At 44.3% G+C, this 17,991-nt stretch carries 15 protein-coding genes and 1 pseudogene; 8 read left to right on the top strand and 8 right to left on the bottom strand.

Translation table 11 applies throughout. From position 1 onward, the window contains the following. Positions 1-34 precede the first annotated feature (34 nt). From BVG16_RS25245 to BVG16_RS25220, 7 genes are all read left to right on the top strand, one after another. A complete protein-coding gene (locus BVG16_RS25245; protein ID WP_332888811.1) occupies positions 35-1,144 on the top strand; it encodes an SDR family oxidoreductase in 1,110 nt (369 codons plus the stop codon). Positions 1,145-1,151: 7 nt separating this feature from the next. Next, positions 1,152-1,862 carry a YoaK family protein gene (locus tag BVG16_RS25240; RefSeq protein ID WP_078501974.1) on the top strand — a complete coding sequence of 237 codons (711 nt, stop codon included), beginning with the start codon at positions 1,152-1,154 and terminating at the stop codon, positions 1,860-1,862. Between the two features lie 152 nt (positions 1,863-2,014). Then, entirely contained in the window at positions 2,015-2,167 is a 153-nt protein-coding gene (locus tag BVG16_RS32935) for a hypothetical protein (RefSeq protein ID WP_158081786.1), read from the top strand. 37 nt (positions 2,168-2,204) lie between these two features. Next, a complete protein-coding gene (locus tag BVG16_RS25235) occupies positions 2,205-2,618 on the top strand; it encodes a cupin domain-containing protein (RefSeq protein WP_078501973.1) in 414 nt (137 codons plus the stop codon). After that, positions 2,615-3,577, top strand: coding sequence for an LCP family glycopolymer transferase (locus BVG16_RS25230; protein WP_078501972.1), 963 nt, complete (start codon positions 2,615-2,617; stop codon positions 3,575-3,577). Before BVG16_RS25235 ends, BVG16_RS25230 begins: the two co-directional genes overlap by 4 nt. A gap of 628 nt (positions 3,578-4,205) precedes the next feature. Then, positions 4,206-4,775, top strand: coding sequence for an RNA polymerase sigma factor (locus BVG16_RS25225; RefSeq protein WP_078501971.1), 570 nt, complete (start codon positions 4,206-4,208; stop codon positions 4,773-4,775). Next, positions 4,768-6,249 carry a DUF4179 domain-containing protein gene (locus BVG16_RS25220; protein WP_078501970.1) on the top strand — a complete coding sequence of 494 codons (1,482 nt, stop codon included), beginning with the start codon at positions 4,768-4,770 and terminating at the stop codon, positions 6,247-6,249. Before BVG16_RS25225 ends, BVG16_RS25220 begins: the two co-directional genes overlap by 8 nt. Positions 6,250-6,941: 692 nt before the next feature. On the opposite strand, the gene qoxD is transcribed toward BVG16_RS25220, so the two are convergent. From qoxD to cysK, 5 genes are all read right to left on the bottom strand, one after another. After that, positions 6,942-7,229: a cytochrome aa3 quinol oxidase subunit IV gene (qoxD, locus tag BVG16_RS25215; protein WP_078501969.1), complete on the bottom strand. Its 288-nt coding sequence runs from the start codon at positions 7,227-7,229 to the stop codon at positions 6,942-6,944. A gap of 1 nt (position 7,230) precedes the next feature. Then, positions 7,231-7,827 carry a cytochrome aa3 quinol oxidase subunit III gene (qoxC, locus tag BVG16_RS25210; protein ID WP_078501968.1) on the bottom strand — a complete coding sequence of 199 codons (597 nt, stop codon included), beginning with the start codon at positions 7,825-7,827 and terminating at the stop codon, positions 7,231-7,233. Further along, positions 7,824-9,767, bottom strand: a complete 1,944-nt coding sequence (gene qoxB / locus BVG16_RS25205; RefSeq protein WP_078501967.1) for a cytochrome aa3 quinol oxidase subunit I — start codon at positions 9,765-9,767, stop codon at positions 7,824-7,826. Before qoxB ends, qoxC begins: the two co-directional genes overlap by 4 nt. Positions 9,768-9,794: 27 nt before the next feature. Then, a complete protein-coding gene (qoxA, locus tag BVG16_RS25200) occupies positions 9,795-10,727 on the bottom strand; it encodes a cytochrome aa3 quinol oxidase subunit II (RefSeq protein ID WP_078501966.1) in 933 nt (310 codons plus the stop codon). A gap of 520 nt (positions 10,728-11,247) precedes the next feature. Further along, positions 11,248-12,183 carry a cysteine synthase A gene (gene cysK / locus BVG16_RS25195; RefSeq protein WP_144027487.1) on the bottom strand — a complete coding sequence of 312 codons (936 nt, stop codon included), beginning with the start codon at positions 12,181-12,183 and terminating at the stop codon, positions 11,248-11,250. Between the two features lie 221 nt (positions 12,184-12,404). Here cysK and BVG16_RS25190 point away from each other — a divergent pair, with 221 nt between their 5' ends. After that, positions 12,405-13,997, top strand: a complete 1,593-nt coding sequence (locus BVG16_RS25190) for an S-layer homology domain-containing protein (protein ID WP_158081785.1) — start codon at positions 12,405-12,407, stop codon at positions 13,995-13,997. A gap of 51 nt (positions 13,998-14,048) precedes the next feature. Here BVG16_RS25190 and BVG16_RS25185 read toward each other — a convergent pair whose 3' ends face one another. The 3 genes and pseudogenes from BVG16_RS25185 to BVG16_RS25170 all read right to left on the bottom strand — a co-directional run bounded on the left by BVG16_RS25185 (position 14,049) and on the right by BVG16_RS25170 (position 17,865). After that, entirely contained in the window at positions 14,049-14,768 is a 720-nt protein-coding gene (locus BVG16_RS25185) for a 3-ketoacyl-ACP reductase (protein ID WP_078501964.1), read from the bottom strand. Between the two features lie 99 nt (positions 14,769-14,867). Further along, positions 14,868-16,667 (bottom strand): annotated as a pseudogene (locus BVG16_RS34075) (glycine betaine ABC transporter substrate-binding protein). After that, positions 16,660-17,865, bottom strand: coding sequence for a quaternary amine ABC transporter ATP-binding protein (locus BVG16_RS25170; RefSeq protein ID WP_078501961.1), 1,206 nt, complete (start codon positions 17,863-17,865; stop codon positions 16,660-16,662). The pseudogene BVG16_RS34075 and the gene BVG16_RS25170 overlap by 8 nt, the downstream one beginning before the upstream one ends. Between the last annotated feature and the right edge of the window lie 126 nt (positions 17,866-17,991).

The raw sequence follows: 17,991 nt of genomic DNA, 5'->3' as shown, positions 1-17,991 counted from the left end.
TGATTCCTCGTATTCACAGCGAGGGGTCAGCTTTTTGATTTTTATCGTGAATCAAGGTAATCTGGTGAAAGAGATGCAGAATCATATCGAAGGGGAGGCGAACCGCATGAACATCCTTGTCATTGGAGGTACGAAGTTTCTGGGGAGGTTTGTTGTACAAGAGGCTTTAAGCAGAGGACACCAAGTGACTTTGCTGAATCGTGGGAATTATAACGAAATTTTTGCAGAAACATCCGTTGAAATGCTGATTGGTGATCGAAATAGCGATTTGGAGATATTGCAGGGAAGAACTTGGGATGCAGTTGTTGATACCTGTGCCTTTCTTCCGGAACAAGTAACGAAGTTAACCAAGCTGCTTCAAGGCAAAACGAAGCATTACACGTTCATCTCAAGTATCTCCGTGTATCAAGACTGGGTACCTGAAGGGATTGACGAGAGCTACGATACGCCTACCTTATCAGCGGAGAAGCTGCAAGAGGTCATGAATGATTCCACCGTATCCCTGCCAGGGCCTTATTATGGTCCTTTTAAACGGATGTGTGAAGTTGAAGCAGAACGACATTTGCCAGGTCAGGTGCTTTCTATTCGTGCAGGGCTTTTGGTAGGCCCCTATGATTATACGGATCGCTTAACGTATTGGGTTCGTAGAGTTCATCAAGGCGGTTCTGTGCTAACTCCCGAGAATCCACATCAAAAGGTACAGTTCATCGATGCCCGGGATGTTGCCCGCTGGATTCTTCATGCAATGGAGTATCAAGTAACAGGGATCTATAATGCGACGGGACCTGAATATCCACTGACATTTGAGCAATTGTTAGAGACGTGCCAGCGAGTCACGAAGTCCGATGCGGCATGGGTATGGACATCCGAGCGTTTCTTATTGGATCAAAAGGTGGCACCTTGGACGGATCTGCCTTTGTGGCTTCCGGAGAAATATCCGTTAGAAGAAGGCGGAGAACCTTGGCGTGGCGGCGGCTCGGTAAATTGCAAGAAGGCATTTGCAGCTGGATTATCCTGTAGACCTTTGGAGGATACGTTACGGGATTTGTGGCAATGGGACCAAGACCGGAATGAAGCATCGTTGAAGGCGGGGCTAAGCACCGAACGGGAGCAAGAAATCCTCCGGATACTTAAAGAGGTGTAAGAGGAACTTGCGCAGAATTCAATCCAAATGGTTAAATGTCACCTCGGAATCTGTGAAATTAGGGATCTTATTAGCGTTTGTTGGCGGATTTCTAGACGCGTATACGTTTATTAGTCGGGATGGCGTATTTGCGAATGCACAGACAGGCAATATCGTATTGCTTGGGGTACAGATCGCGCAAGGTGCATGGCAACAAGCTTTGCTGCATGTCCCGCCGATCCTAGCTTTTATGATTGGTGTCATCGTATCGGAATCATTCAAGCATCCGTCGATGCAGCGCGTTTTTCGTGATCCGGCACGAGCTATTCTATTGTTGGAAAGTATCGTGCTTGTTCTTGTAGGTATTCTACCTGCGAGTGTACCCAATATGGTGGTGACGGTAACGATCGCTTTCGTGGCCTCGGTTCAGGTTTCGACATTTCGTAAACTAGGGAATTGGCCTTACAACACAACGATGACTACTGGTAATCTTCGGACGGCTATACAAGCGGCTTATGTGACTTACGTTACGCATGATCGGAAAGCAGCAACCCAATTTCGGCAATTTAGTGAGATCATCGTATCGTTTTTAATGGGAGCAGTCATTGGTGCGCTCTTAACGCAGTATTGGGGGACGATGGCCGTATGGATCGCTGCCGTTCTGCTTATTTTCGCATTATTCACGCTTCATAATGAACAGGAGATACTGCAAGATCATAATAACGCAGAAGCACCTTAGGGTGCTTTTTTTGTTGGATTTAATGATCTATGCTAGATTCATATAAAAGAAACAATTTGTATCGTTTAAAGTAAATTCGGATTGACAAGTTACAAATTGTATCATAAATTAAGTATACATCAACATAGACCCTATAGAGGAGGATCACGTCGATGCTGCACTTCGATTGGATATATAGTTATATCTGGCAATCTGGAACATGGGTCGAGGATATGATAGATCCGATGCTGCTGAAGATCACAGGATTCATATTCGTGTTGGCACAGCTTATTGTATCTGCGATATCGACAGGAGCAGTGCTTTAAAACCGATGGAGTAAGATTAGGAAGGTGTGTTTCTGGGATGGTTAAGGGATTAGAAGCGCGGGTGAACCCGATGCATGAGGAAGTGCGGGCATGGGGGCGATACCGCGTGCTGGATATGAAGCAAGAAGACAGTGGGCATCTTGTCATTACGGGGAAGTATTTTTTGAAGCCAAGATGTAATATTGAATATCAATGCAACCGGAGACGAAGTAAGGTTTGGGTGATTACTTTCGGTGAAGGCGAATATATACATAATGAGAAACGAAGACGTGTCCGTGCAGGAGATGTCTTACAAATTCCGCCAGGGAATCGGCATAGTATTCGCGGGATCACGGAAGTGGAATGGGTGGAGATTCAGGCAGGGATGGGTAACACCGAGGAGGATGAAATTCAACTCTTGATTACGTGGGGTGAAATCGTGCAGCAATGTGGAGGCGCGTATTTGCAATGAAGCGATGGATGTGGATTGTCTCGATCACGATTATGGTGTTGTTGTGCGGTGCAGGCGGTGTTTTCTATTACGTATATAGTTCTGTGAAAGAAACCGTCGATCAGATGTATGTGCCTATTAAAGCGGATAAACCGGTGTCCCTAATGCAAAAAAAAACCGTAACCGAACCCCCTTCAGTTAAAGGCAGCACGGAGCAAAATGATCAGTCGAAAACCGCCCAGGAGGAGAAATTTCGTCCCTTTAGCGTGTTGGTGATGGGCATCGATGAACGGGAGCATGATCGCGGAAGATCAGACACGATGATCGTCATTGCGGTGAATCCGAATAAGCCATCCATGCTGATGTTCAATATTCCTCGGGATACAAGAACAGAGATTGTAGGTCATCATACCGTGGATAAAATCAATCATGCGTATGCGTTCGGCGGCATTGAAATGTCATTAGCAAGTGTGGAGAAGTTTTTGGATATGCCGATCGATTATGTGGTCAAAATGAATATGGAGGGCTTTGTGAAGCTGATCGACTTGGTTGGAGGCGTTGAGGTAAATAATCCATTTGCCTTTAATCAAGAGGGAACACACTTCGATCAAGGGACAATCAAGCTTGATGGGGAGTTAGCTCTGTTATATGCAAGGATGAGGTACGAAGACCCACGCGGCGATTTGGGACGTAATGACCGACAACGCCAAGTGTTAGAGCAGTTGATGGATACCGCGATGAACTGGGGCAATATCGATCGGATCCCTGGGATGCTCAAAGCTTTAGGGAGTAATATAAAGACGAATATCACCTTTGAAGAAATGAAGTTTATGTATAAAAACTATTTGCCTGCATTGCAACAAATTGATTCGACGGAGGTAGAGGGCAGCGGAACGCGGATCAACCATATTTATTATTATCTCGTGAATGATACGGAGCGCAAGCGACTCCATAATCTTCTACAATCGACTCTTCAATAAAACAAAGCCAGTCAGAATACTTAAGTGCACCCCTTAAAGTAGACATTGGAAAAGCCCATATGGGAAACCGATGTTACTTTAGGGGGTGTTTTTGTGGGGAAAAGAGAGCAACCAAATAAATCGTATATAAAGGTTACTTGCTGGATCATGAATTCACGACAGCAAAACCAAACCAAAAATGGGTTACGGATATAAATAAAAATACTGACACCACTTGAGTACCAACTTCAGTTTTCAGCCTAGGTGTTAAACGAGATCAAATGTTAGACTGGACTCCATTAAGCTGGATAATGTAGGCTGAAAACTTCTTCAGCTGAACGGTTATTATGAAAAGATGGGTGATTTCTCTAATAGCTTGTCGTAATGAACTAACGCCAAAAAAGCCTGAAAAGAAATTCAAACTATGGGTTTATTCAATTTGACCCGTCATCTTCTTTTTCTTAATCGGGGTAGTACCAGCAAAGCTGACACCACTCGCAAAGTATATTTGATTAAATGGGAAAATTTATTGATAACCTCGCAAGTAGCAGTTCACCCAAGTGAGGGAAAAGTTTTTTCCTCTTTTTATGAACCAAAATACGAGAACTGGTGAATAAGAAGTGAAAGGAAAAACGAGGAGGTCTTTTAAGTGAAAGAAAATCATCATTTTCCAATACCCAAGGAAGGAGGTCCAGTTGATTTTGAAACACTTGTTCAACCTCACTTAACTAGTGCATTTCGAGTCGCTTTTTTGATCGTCCATGATTACCATCTAGCTCAGGATGCCGTTCAAGAAGCACTATGGGAAGCGTATCAATCACTTTATCGATATGATAAACGAAAAGGGACATCGTTTCGAGCTTGGTTTATAAAAATTGTGACACATCGTGCACTTAATATGGTGCGTAGAAAGAAAAAAACGGAAGAATATATGGACTCTATTGACCCTGGGCAAAACCCATTGGAGAGTATTCTTCAAAAGGAGAAAGAGCAACAGATTTGGCGAGCGATTCAGATGATGCCGCCGAAACATCGCTCTGCAGTTATTCTTTACTATTATGAGGAGTTTAGTATAGCTGAAATTGCAAAAATCCTTGGTGTATTTGAGGGAACGGTAAAATCAAGGCTACATAAGGCCAGAAAGTTAATTGCTGAAAAAATACAAGTTAAGAAAGAAACACAGGTATTTACCGAGATGGGAGTGAACATGCATGACTAATCTTGACAAACAGATTACACAAACTCTAAAAAAGGTAGCTGGAGAATTGGATCAGCCTAATTTTGTGATGCCTGACCAAGTGGTAGCCTATAAAAGAAAAAGGTCGCGTTTACTAGGCACTTTGGTACTTCCTGTCTCAATTAGCTGCGCTTTGCTTTTAACGATATCGGTGAGTCCTACCTTTGCGGCCTATGTTAAATCATTATTTGATGGTTCTGATAAAGAACTGCAATATGCAGCACAGGAGGGTTTTTCACAGAAGGTAAATGCCTCTGTTACTGATCGGGGCTATACTCTTGAAATAGAGGAGATATTGGCTGATCCGATGAGAATTGTGGCCGTTTATTCGATCAAGGATCAGCAAAATAACTTTATTCATCCGGATAAGCTTCACATAAGTAACGTAGAGGTAACAGATTTGAAAGGGAATGTAATTAAAGAAACTAAAACGTATGGGGTAGAAATCCAAGAAAATTACGGATATCTCACTCTAAAAAAACCCGGGGAAACAGAAGAACAGAAGCTTTTATTACAGTTCGAGGGGAATCAGATCGACTCTGTTAAAGGAAATTGGGCCTTAGAGATTCCTTTTGATTTAGAAAAAACAATTAAGGCTTCAAAGGTGCTACCAATCGATAAGACGTATACCACACCACAGGGACTGCAAATCAATCTAAACAGCATTATGCATTCACCGACTGCTGCTCGTGTGGATTATGAAACGAAATGGACGGAAGAGGCAAAGAAAAGATTAGTACAGGAAAGCAAACAAGTGAAAGGAAAAGTAGATTCAGTTGATCCTTATGTTCGCTATGATGATTATAAACTGAATTTTCATGTTGAAAATGAAAAAGGAGAGAAAGTAAAAGATTTAACTAGGGCGCTTGATACTCCACGCAAGGCCGTAGGAGAATACGGTCATTCTAATCGGAGTTATGGATTTGCTCCACTGTCTCCTGATCATCAATATATACTAGTATTGGATTCTTTAGAAAAAACAGAACCGTATGAGCTAGACGTATCATTTGAGCCAAAACAGCTTGCCGAAAAACCTGTAAGAGTAGATAAGGATGGCAAAACGATTGAGATCATGTCAGTAACCTTTGACGAACCATTAAATGAAGCATCTCCAAAGAATGAGAAGCACGCTACTATTTTACTAGAGGCTTATTTAAAGGATATATCATATATTAATCTAGCAGATACGATTTTAATGGATGATGACACAGATAAAATTATTAATCGTTTTGGTTGGACTATAAAGGATGAAAAGGGCAAAATATACAATGTAACAGGTGGAGATTTTAAAATGATAGGAAAGGATGAACAAGGCAGAAACCATATCCGAATAAAATTGCAAAGTTATGAAATGAAAGAACTCCCTCAAAAGCTCAGTCTTACTTCAGAATTGGCAAAAAAGAGCTATGACCTGGATTGGAAAGTACCATTGCCAATGCCAAAAGAAGATAAATAAGAAGAAAATAGAAGCGAGAAAAGCAATTAAGGAAAAGGAAATAATACTAAATATGTATAACTGGCTTTGTCATTACATACTCCCCACCTGAAACCTCAGGTGGGAGCGTTGGCGGTTTTGAGCTGTTAAGAGGTTGTTATGATGATAGCAGGGAATATTTCGATGGAGGAGTAGTGTCTCTTGGAGAAGCCTGCGTTCGCTCTTTGGAAGCCATTGGTAACCTCCTAGTCTAATCAAAAGCAATGGCGGACAAGAAGCGATCGAAAAGAGATACTACCCGGAGTCAACCATATTTATTATTATCTCGTGAACGATACGGAGCACAAGCGACTCCATAAACTCCTACAATCGACTATTCAATAAAACAAAGCCAGTCAGGATCTCACTGACTGGCTTTGTCGTTACATACTCCCCCACCTGAAACCTCAGGTGGGAGCGTTGGCGGTTTTGAGCTGTTAAGAGGTTGTTACGATGATAGCAGTGAATATTTCGATGGAGGAGTAGTGTCTCTTGGAGAAGCCTGCGTTCGCTCTTTGGTAGCCATTTTCAACCTTCTATCTAATCAAAGAAAATGGCGGACAAGAAGCGATCGGAAAGAGATACTACCCGCAATCAACCTTATTCAATGCTATCCACCAATAAACGCGTCACAACAAAAAAACCGCCAGGGTTTCCCCTGACGGTTTCTACTATTATTGATAGCCCCAAATCATCGTGAACAACGTACCAAAGATGGTAACGAGTCCAACAAACACGGCATAAGCAATGTTGAGATAGAGGGTTTTCTTCGTATCTGCTGCCTCGCTCACGTGCATGAAGAGGAACAATTGCAAGGATGCTTGCAAGATTGCACAGACAAGCAAGATCACCATGGCTGCAGAGAACGATAGATCAAAGAAAATAACAGCTAGTGCGACTACTGAAAGAACGAGTGAGAAAAGGTATCCCATCACGTGCTTAATCGGGAATAATTGTTTCATATCACATCATTCCTTTCAAGTAGACAAAGCTAAAGATAAAGATCCAAACCACATCAAGGAAATGCCAGTAAAGCGAGAAGATGAATGATTTGTTCGTTGTTTCTGCTGTAAAGCCTTGTCGTTTGATTTGAATCATGATCGCTGCTCCCCACAGGATACCCATCGATACGTGGAGACCATGCGTGCCTAATAAGACAAATAGACTGGATAGGAACGCACTTGTGGAGACGGTAGCACCATCATGTACATAAGTGACGAACTCTGTAATCTCAACGCCTAAGAAGCCAAGACCAAGAACTAATGTGATGGCGAAGAATACCATCGTTGCTTTTTTGAACCCGTGGCGCATCGCATGAATCGCGAGGCCACAGGTGAAACTACTGGTTAACAGTAGGAAAGTTTCCATCAACACGCCATTGAGTTCGAAAAGCTCATGGCCCGTCGGCCCATTGCCAGTACGGTTCCATAGCGTGAAATACGTTGCGAACAGCGTGGAGAACAATGCAATCTCGGCGCCAAGGAATAGCCAGAACCCGAGGATCTTATTACTGTTCTCTTCCGTACTATACTCAAGTGGTACATTAGAGTTTATTTTCATACGGTATCCCCTCCTAACTTGCGTTCTGTCTCGATGATTTCCTCAACAGAGATGTGGCGACCGTGATCACGTTCAAAGGAGCGCCATGCCAACATGATGACAACGCCGACGCCTGTAACAATGGCCGGTACCCACATACTAAAGACAAGGAAGAAACCAAGGAAGAAGAAAATAACGCCTAGAATAAATGGTTGACCGCTATTGTTCGGCATATGAATAGGTTCAATTTTACCTTCATACAAAGGTTGATTTTCTTTCTTCGCAGCCCAGAAAGCATCCATACCCTTAACATTCGGTGTAATTGCAAAGTTGTACTCTGGAACAGGACTGTGTGTACTCCATTCGAGCGTACGTGCATCCCAAGGATCGCCTGTTGTGTCACGCGGCGCGTAACGGAAACTCCAGTACACGTTGTACACCAGAATAACAAAACCAATCGCAAGACCAACAGAACCGATTGTTGCTAGCATATTTAACGGCCCAAAGCCGCTGCCTTCGGAGTACGTGTACATCCGACGTGTCATCCCGTTAAGTCCCAAGAAGAACAATGGGAAGAACGTAATGTTGAAGCAGATGGCAATAAACCAGAATGCAAGTTTACCAAGTTTCTCATTCAGACGGAATCCGAACATTTTAGGGAACCAATAGTGGAACCCAGCAATTACAGCGAATACGGTACCTGGAATTAATACATAGTGGAAATGGGCTACCAGGAACATTGTATTATGATACTGATAATCGGCAGATGCCATCGCTAGCATTACCCCTGTTACACCGCCGATCGTAAAGATCGGAATAAAGGCGAGTGAGTAGAGCATTGGTGTTGTAAATGATATTCGCCCTTTTCGTAAGGTGAAGAGCCAGTTGAATATCTTAACCCCGGTTGGGATGGCAATCGCCATGGTTGTAATCGAGAAGAATCCGTTAACCATAGCTCCGTGACCCATTGTATAGAAGTGATGCGCCCATACAAGGAAGGAGAGTAACGAGATAGCAACCATACTGACAACCATTGATTTATAACCATAAAGGTTCTTCTTCGAGAAGGTAGAAATAATTTCACTATAAATACCGAAAGCAGGCAGAATAACGATATAAACCTCAGGATGTCCCCAAACCCAGAACAAGTTGGCCCAGAGCATATCCATACCGCCATTGGCCATCGTGAAGAATTGCCCTCCGAACATCCGGTCAAACATCATTAATGCAAGTGCAACCGTCAAGACAGGGAAAGCGAACAAGATGATGACGCAAGTAATTAATACCGACCAAGTAAACATAGGCATACGCATTAATTTCATGCCAGGCGCACGCATTTTTAGAATGGTAACGATGAAGTTAACACCTGTTAACAACGTACCGATCCCGGCAATTTGTAATGCGATGGAATAGTAGTTATTCCCGACAGTCGGGCTATATTCTAAGCTTGCGAGCGGGAAGTAAGCTGTCCAACCTGCATCAGGAGATCCCCCGACAACAAATGAAATGTTGAATAACATCGCCCCTGCCATGAAGAGCCAGAAACTTACGGCATTCAAGCGAGGGAACGCAACGTCACGCGCACCAATTTGCAGTGGTATAACGATGTTCATGAGACCGATAATAAACGGCATCGCCATGAACAGGATCATGATAACCCCGTGGGTCGTGAATATTTCATTGTAATGCTGTGCATCAAGTAACCCATTCTCTGGCATGGCAAGTTGAGCACGCATGAGCAATGCATCAACGCCCCCGCGGAAGAGCATGAGGAGTGCAGCAATGATGTACATGACGCCGATTTTCTTATGATCAACGGTGGTTAACCATTCTCGCCACATATAGCCCCATTTTTTGAAGTAGGTCAAACCGATGAGAATCGCAAGTGAAGCTACGACAATACTGACCATAGCAGCGTAAATCATAGGTTCGCCTTTAACCAAAAATTTATCTAAATTCATACAGCTATGACTCCTTTCCAGGTGATTTTATTCATGTTGTGAATGGTCCATATTGCTCATGTCCATATCATCCATATTCATGTTATCCATGTTATCTGTGGAATTCGCCTTACCATGATGATGACCAGCGTTCTCACCTTCAGGTGCTGGGCGGAAGCTCAGATGTGTGGATGAATAAGATTTACGGCCAACTAATTCCGTATTAAGCAATTTATCGAATTCCGTTTCGGTCAATTTAGGTGCTGTCTTTTTCACATCGTCAACCCATTTGGTATAATCTGTCGGACTCATACCTAACACTTCAAACTCCATGTGTGCGAAGCCTTTACCTGAGAAGTTCGAGTTCTTACCCATGAATGAACCTGGGCTTTCAGCGACTAAGTTCAAGGTATTGACCATGTCACTCATTGCATACTTTTGTCCGCCTAACTGTGGAACCCAGAAACTTGCAATTGGCCCGTAGGCATACAAGCGGAATTCAACAGGGCGGTGTGTCGGAATATTGACGTAGTTGACGGTCTCGATCCCTTCTTCAGGATAACTGAAGTGCCACTTCCAGTTGGAGGATGCAGCATAAATGACGAGTGGTTTTTCATTATCGTAGCCTGCTGGAACTTTCTCAACAGCATTCGTTGTACGTACGGTTACGACGGAAAGAACAATAACAATGATCACCGGAATCAGCGTCCAAGTTAACTCCAACCATTTGTTACCCTCCTCATGCGGTGGTTCATAACCTTCGTTAGCTTTCGTAGCCCGATACTTGGTCAACACAAAAACATATAAGATGTAGACAACAAGTAAGATCACAGCCATAACGATCATCGAGAAGATAATGGTGTTCGACTGGGTCCTAGCTACGGGGCCTTTCGGATCAAGTACAAGTAAGTTTGAACTGCAACCGCTGAGCAGTAAAACCACAGAGATAAACAATAAAAATAGCGGTCCTCTCTTTTTCATAACTAACCCCTTTCTCTGCATTGAACAATAGATGATGTATTCGTTAGGAGAACAATTTTCTATACTTCATCGTAGTCAGAAAATGAACTGAAAACAAACACGAGAGAATACCAACGCAGCAATAATTTCCCATTTTTACAAGAAGGTTTTTAAGCTTTCAAATGAATAAAACCCGGAAATGTGCTAAATATCACAGAAAAACGCCGAATTCCGTGATTTTGATTTTTATTCATAATTGTGATAAAAAGAACAATTATCAATATTCCGTCACAATTGAAAGCGGTAAACCTGCTGTTTCTGGAAGTCATAACCAATAATAATAAGGAAACAGGGTGAAAACAAGAGGAAATAAGAGGAAATTAAAGGAGTATCTTTGAACATTCCTTGTCTATTATGTGAAGGAAGTGGGATGAGCGTAGAATAAAGAGCAGGCGAGTACGCCTGCTCAAGAAATTGCATTGCGAAATATCACTGAAAATCTTCGATTTTCGCTTATTTTTAAAATTCACGAAATTGTTAACTATTCTTCGTCAAATAATTGAGTGGAGAGATAACGTTCTCCAGTGTCCGGTAATACCACCACGATGGTCTTTCCTTTATTCTCAGGACGCTTGGCGATGATCGTTGCCGCATAAGCAGCTGCGCCCGATGAGATACCGACTAATAGTCCCTCGCGTTTCGCAAGTATCCGAGCGGTTTCGTAAGCGTGATTGCTCTTAACTGGGATAATTTCATCTACAACATCCCCGTTGTAGTTCCCAGGGATGAACCCGGCCCCTAACCCTTGAATACCGTGCATGCCGCGTTTTCCTCCGGATAGAACAGCGGATTCGGAAGGCTCGACAGCGATGATTTGAATCGCTGGATTCTTTTCCTTCAACGCGCTTCCTACACCCGAAATGGTTCCGCCCGTGCCGACACCGGCTACAACAATGTCTACCTTGCCGTCCGTATCTCTCCATATTTCTTCCGCTGTCGTTTCGCGGTGGATGGCAGGGTTCGCCGGGTTGTCAAATTGCTGTGGAATGAACGCGCCGGGAATATCAGCAGCAAGTTCTTCGGCTTTTTGAATGGCACCGGTCATTCCTTCCGTAGCAGGGGTAAGTACAAGCTCTGCCCCTAGTGCTTTAAGTAATTTTCTACGCTCAATGCTATAAGCTTCAGGTAACGTGATAATTAATCTATACCCAAGTGCAGCGGCAGCAAAGGCAAGACCAATCCCCGTATTTCCGCTTGTCGATTCAATAATAACAGAATCCTTATTTAACAATCCGCGTTCCTCAGCGTCTTTAATGATGGCAAATCCAATCCGGTCCTTCACGCTTCCCGCAGGATTGAAATATTCAAGCTTTGCAATAATATTCGCTCCTAAATGCAAGCTTGCATTGTAATTGGTAAGTTCCAGCAATGGTGTGTTACCAATGAGTTCTGTTAGGTTTTTGTAAATGTTAGGCAATGGATTTCCCTCCAGAGTAGTGTTCATTCCTATGTTCATCAATGATTTAACGGTAACATGAATGGAGGCAAAACACAATTTTAGCCCCTTTTTCGACAGGTTATGTCAGATGATACAACTTAGATTACCAATATTTATTACTTGTTCCTAATAGTTTTCAAATGTCAAGATAGAATAGGTTGCTAGATTAACTGGTGACAGAGAGGAAGATGAGTATGCATATGAAGAAATACATAAAGGGAGCTATTATTGGTCTATCATTAATAGGATTAACGTTAACGAGTAGTCCTGCCGCAGAAGCAGCGAATCATAAGTTTGTCATGTCTTATATCTATTTCGGCCATCCCGATAAGTATATCGAAGCCGTGAATCAGACCAACGGCAGCTTGGATATGGTGTCTCCGAGTTATTTTGACTTGAATCCGGATGGTTCCTTACAGTTAACAGCGGCATTGGACAAAAACTTCATTGCCGCGATGCACCAAGAGGGGATGAAAGTCGTTCCATTCCTCAGTAATCATTGGGACCGGAATGTGGGTATCGCTGCTATGAATAATAAAGAAGCACTCGTAAAACAAATTGCAAAAGCGATTGAGACCTATAACTTAGACGGTGTGAATGTAGACATTGAGAATATTACTGGTAAAGAGAAGGATGCATTTACCCAATTTGTACAAATGCTTCGTGCTGCCATACCAGCCCAGAAGGAAGTGTCGGTTGCTGTAGCAGCCAATCCAGAAGGCTGGGAGGGCGATTGGTTTGGTTCGTTCGATTATGCCGCTCTCGGCAAAGCAAGTGATTACCTCATGTTCATGACGTATGATGAAAGCTATGAAGGCAGTGATCCTGGACCTGTTTCTAGTTTGCCATTTGTGGAGAAATCGATCCAACAGGCCTTGAAATATGTGCCCAGCGAAAAAATCGTCATCGGGATTCCATTCTACGGACGTTATTGGAAATCAGATGGAAGCATAAAGGGACTAGGGATTCAGAACACCGTCGTAGACCAATTGGTCCAAAAATATGGCGGAAAAAAAGTCTTTGATGAGAATAGCCAATCGGCCAAAGCGTCGTTCGTCATTCCTGCAGGCGATCCTGGAACGAGTGTGCATGGAAAGAAATTAACGGCTGGCTCGTATACCGTATGGTATGAGAATGATCGATCGATCCAAGCGAAATTAAGTCTCGTGCAAAAGTATGACTTAAAAGGCGCCGGGAACTGGAGTCTGAATGAGGAAGCCGATTCTATATGGGATTATTACACGGCATGGATTAATAATTCTACATTTCGGGATATTATCGGTCATTGGGCGGAATCTTCCATCCAATTTGTATCGGATAAAGGATGGATGACGGGTACGGCATCGAATTTATTCCAGCCGAACAGCTCCTTATCCCGGGCACAAGCAGCTGCAGTGCTGGTGCGGATGACGGGGGCAACATTAGATCAAAGATCATCGACTTCATTGTATTGGGATGTCCCGGCTAACCATTGGGCAGCGGCTGATATCCGAATTGCGAAGCAAGAGGGGATGATAGGCGGGCGTGCAGATGGCAGCTTTGGACCTAATCAACCCGTTACAAGGGAAGAGCTCGCAGTGATGTTATCTCGTGTCTTAGAGTTAACCCCATCCACTTCAGGTACGCTGAAATTCTCTGACGTGGGCAGAGATCGTTGGTCAGCGGAAGCCATTCGATCCTTAGCAGATTACGGCATTATTAGTGGGTATAAAGACGGTACCTTCCGACCTAAGCAAGCCGTAACACGCGCGGAAATGGCTGCCATGATGCAATCCGTGGACAAGCTTAATTAATACAGGAACGCCCCTATCGTGATGTCATGCACGATAGGGGCGTTGTTTGGTTTATTGAGGATTTGTTGTCCAGATCCCCGCGGTTTTGACGAATACACGGTCGGATAATTTTAATGTAGCGAGCGCAAGTTCTGCGACATCTTCAGGCTGCATCATACGGTCTTCATCACCGATTTTAAGGCCTGCGTTAACAGCGAGATCCGTATTAACCGTACTTGGTGTAAGAGCCGTTACACGGATGTTATACTTGCGTACCTCTTGCATGAGGGCTTCTGTTAATCCCATGACAGCAAACTTCGATGCGTTATAGGCTGAACCTGTTGCAAATCCGCGTTCGCCTGCGGTCGAAGACACATTAATGATGGCCCCGCTATTCTGTGCGATAAGTGCGGGGAGGACTGCGCGAGTCGCATAGTAGGTCCCCATTAAGTTCACTTGAATGATACGTTCCCATTCTTGCGGGTCCATATCTACGAGCGTACCAAAGCTAGCCATTCCTGCATTGTTAATAAGGATATCTACGGCTCCCAGCTCTTGGACAAGAGTCGACACAGCGGATTCAACTTGGCCTTGATTTGCGATATCGGCTGTGGCAATGGCTACACGGACACCGTATGTTTCCGTCAGAGAAGCGCGAAGCTGTTCTAGATCGGAAGCGGTTCTAGCGATGAGACCGAGGTGCGTGCCTTCTTTAGCTAGTGCTTCAGCTAGAGCTTTCCCAATTCCTTTGCCGGCGCCTGTAATTAGGGCTGTTTTATTTTGTAGGTTCATCAATATCTCTCCTTATATATGTAGTGACATACTGCTTGCTGCACATTATAACATAAAAAGTCGGACGGTTCCGTGCTGCAACCGTCCGACGATATGTCCTTATTTTTTCAAATCTTCAATGGATTGAATATCAACATAGGCAGGAACAACAAACCCGGTTTTGACACCTGTCATGTTGGCTCCGAGATCATCGAGGCGATCCTTGTAACGATCCCAATAGTCCGCATGGGTTAGAGGCAACCAAGCCGCAGCCATAGCATCGACATCCCCATTGGCTACGCCCGTGAACATCGGTCCTGCTTCTACTTGTAACGCAGTAACTTTATAGCCAAGTTTCTCCTCGAGAACAATTTTGAGCAGGTTTGTACTCGCAATCTCCGAATCCCACGCCACGTAGCCAAGACGCAAGGCATCTCCGTTCACAGGCTTTAACCCTTTTATCCAAGGTTCTATTTTGTCAGGATGCGAATCCGCCCAAGCCTTTGCCGCTGCTTCTGCTGGCTTCCCGCCTTGGATAGCCGTCATGATTTCTCCCATATCATCGGCTGTCCATTTAAACCGGCTTAAGAACTCATAGGCAGTTGGTTTATCTTTTTTGAGTCCAAGTCTTGCCATGGTATGGATTTCTTCGGCTTCACCGAACGATTTCTTCGGATCTTCTAGATACTTCAGATCGTATTTGGAGAACATCCAATGCGGTGTCCAGCCCGTAATAATGATCGGACTTTTCGTCTTGATGGCTTTGTCCAACGTTGCTGTCATGGCAGCCCCGGAGCCTTCTACCAAGGTCCAGTCGTTCAGCTCATAATCTTGCAGTGCTTTATGGGCTGCTTTCATAATCCCTGCCCCAGGGTCGATACCAATGATTTGATAATCTACTTGTTGGCCTATTGAGCTTTCAGCCAATGAAGTATTTTTATTTTTCCCTGGAATGGTCTGGCCTAGCGTTCGGCGCTCTGGATTACAAGCAGATAAGAGCACGACAAGCGTTAATAAGCTGAGCACCACAGGGAGCGTTGATTTTCTTCTCATATATGACACTCCTTTCATTTGGTCCAATAGAGAGAAACATTATCTTGCCTTTGTTTTGAAAATATTCTGACTGAGACGATCGAGCACGATGGCCAGGATCACGACTACGAGCCCGGCTTCAAACCCTTTCCCGATCTGCAATTGCGTTACCGCACGATATACTTCGGCACCGATCCCTTGCGCACCAATCATCGAAGCAATAACAACCATGGATAGGGATAACATGATCGTCTGATTGACTCCGGCCATCAAGGTAGGCATAGCGAGCGGAAGTTGAACCTTGAATAACTTCTGGAAGGAAGTTGATCCGAACGCATTCGCAGCTTCGACTAATGCCTCAGGAACTTGTTGAATGCCAAGCTGCGTGAGGCGAATCGTTGGTGGAATAGAGAAAATGACGGAAGCAATGACACCCGGAACGACCCCTAAGCTGAAGAACGTCACCGCAGGAAGTAAGTAGACAAAGGCAGGCATGGTCTGCATAAAATCCAGTATGGGGACGATAATTTTGCGAGCGGTTGGCCGGTAAGCAATGAGAATCCCGAGGGGAACCCCGATAATAATCGAAATCAGACCAGATGTGATGACCAAAGCGAGGCTATCCATCGTTTGCGTCCAATAACCCAGATTATAAATAAGAAGAAACCCGACCATGGAAAATATCGCGAGTGACATCCGTCCCGCAAAATAGGCGATGATCCCAAGGATCACAATGAATAAGAACGGATGCGGTAACAGAAACAACCAGGATATAAAGTCTACGACGGTCGCGATGATTAACGAGATGGCATCGAACAGACCTGCTAAATGATCAGCCATCCATTCGACAATACGTTGAACCCACTCGGCTAATGGAATCCTAGGCATGAGGCTGATTCACCTCCTTGAGATCGATCTCACCAGCAAGCGCTCCGAGGACAGCACCGCGAACAATAACGCCAAGCAGGCGCTCGTTCTCGTCTACCACGGCCAACGGGACTTTGCTGGAGCTTGTGATTTCGAATAGTTCGCCTATGAGACGTTCTGGAGTGACCCGAGGGCCATCCGTGATAAGGATATCCTGTAAAGTTTGATTGTTCTTGAGGGCATTCGATGCGTCTTCTGCTGTAATGACCCCAAGCAATTGCTTCGAGCGGTTGATGACGAATAAGTTGGAAATCCCAATATCGCGCATCAGACCGAGTGCCACCCGCGGACCGCGATCTAAGGTAATCGTCTCTGGACGACGCATGACATGGGCAGCAGTAAGCACCTTGGACAAGTCGACATCTTCAACGAATTTCTCGACGAATCGATTCGCCGGATGAATCATGATTTCTTCGGGTGTCCCGATTTGCACAACAGATCCGTCTTTCATCAAAGCGACGCGATCTCCGATCCGGAGAGCCTCGTCTAGATCATGGGTTATGAAGACGATCGTCCGTTTCATTTTATCTTGTAGTTCAAGCAATTCATCTTGCATATCGCGGCGAATGAGTGGATCAAGTGCGCTGAATGCTTCGTCCATCAGTAATACTTCGGGATCGTTCGCTAACGCCCGGGCAAGACCGACACGCTGCTGCATCCCGCCGCTGAGTTCGTTAGGCATTTTATCGCCCCAGCCCTTCAGGCCGACGAGTTCAAGGGATTTGAGCGCTTTTTCTTTGCGCTCCAATTTATTGACTTTCTGAATTTCGAGTCCGTATTCCACGTTCTCGAGGACTGTGCGGTGAGGGAATAGCGCAAAGCTCTGGAATACCATGCTGATGGTTTTGCGGCGAACTTGCCGAAGCTGTTCTTTGTTCATTTTCATAATATCTTTGCCATGAACAAGAATTTGGCCGGAGGTAGGCTCAATGAGTCGGTTCAACATCCGTACGAGGGTGGATTTCCCACTCCCTGACAGACCCATAATGACAAAGATTTCCCCTTCACGGATCTCCATGTTGACGCGATTGACGCCGACGGTAATATGTTTATCTTTTGCTAGTTGTTGTTTGGTATAGCCTTGGTTAAGCAGGCTGACACCTTGTTCTGCATTTGGACCAAAGAGCTTGCTTACGTCTTTGACTTCCAAAATCGTCATGCAATTCACTCCTTATATTCACAGTTTTTACCTGATTTTCAAAAGTAACGCTACTAATTGTAACAAACAGGGGAACAATATATCAAGTAAAAATACTGTATATTTAGAACGTACAGTAAAAACTGT

This window comes from Paenibacillus selenitireducens (assembly GCF_002021565.1).
GTDB lineage: Bacteria > Bacillota > Bacilli > Paenibacillales > Paenibacillaceae > Paenibacillus_K > Paenibacillus_K selenitireducens.
Note: the sequence above shows the minus strand (reverse complement) of the source record. Positions and strands in the feature narration are given on the sequence as shown.

Excerpts from the sequence above, each read along its gene's own strand:
- BVG16_RS32935 (WP_158081786.1), top strand. The coding sequence starts at position 2,015 with ATGCTGCACTTCGATTGGATATATAGTTATATCTGGCAATCTGGAACA.
- BVG16_RS25235 (WP_078501973.1), top strand. The coding sequence starts at position 2,205 with ATGGTTAAGGGATTAGAAGCGCGGGTGAACCCGATGCATGAGGAAGTG.
- BVG16_RS25230 (WP_078501972.1), top strand. The coding sequence starts at position 2,615 with ATGAAGCGATGGATGTGGATTGTCTCGATCACGATTATGGTGTTGTTG.
- BVG16_RS25220 (WP_078501970.1), top strand. The coding sequence starts at position 4,768 with ATGACTAATCTTGACAAACAGATTACACAAACTCTAAAAAAGGTAGCT.
- qoxD (WP_078501969.1), bottom strand. The coding sequence starts at position 7,229 with ATGAAACAATTATTCCCGATTAAGCACGTGATGGGATACCTTTTCTCA.
- qoxC (WP_078501968.1), bottom strand. The coding sequence starts at position 7,827 with ATGAAAATAAACTCTAATGTACCACTTGAGTATAGTACGGAAGAGAAC.
- qoxB (WP_078501967.1), bottom strand. The coding sequence starts at position 9,767 with ATGAATTTAGATAAATTTTTGGTTAAAGGCGAACCTATGATTTACGCT.
- qoxA (WP_078501966.1), bottom strand. The coding sequence starts at position 10,727 with ATGAAAAAGAGAGGACCGCTATTTTTATTGTTTATCTCTGTGGTTTTA.
- BVG16_RS25190 (WP_158081785.1), top strand. The coding sequence starts at position 12,405 with ATGAAGAAATACATAAAGGGAGCTATTATTGGTCTATCATTAATAGGA.
- BVG16_RS25185 (WP_078501964.1), bottom strand. The coding sequence starts at position 14,768 with ATGAACCTACAAAATAAAACAGCCCTAATTACAGGCGCCGGCAAAGGA.
- BVG16_RS25170 (WP_078501961.1), bottom strand. The coding sequence starts at position 17,865 with ATGACGATTTTGGAAGTCAAAGACGTAAGCAAGCTCTTTGGTCCAAAT.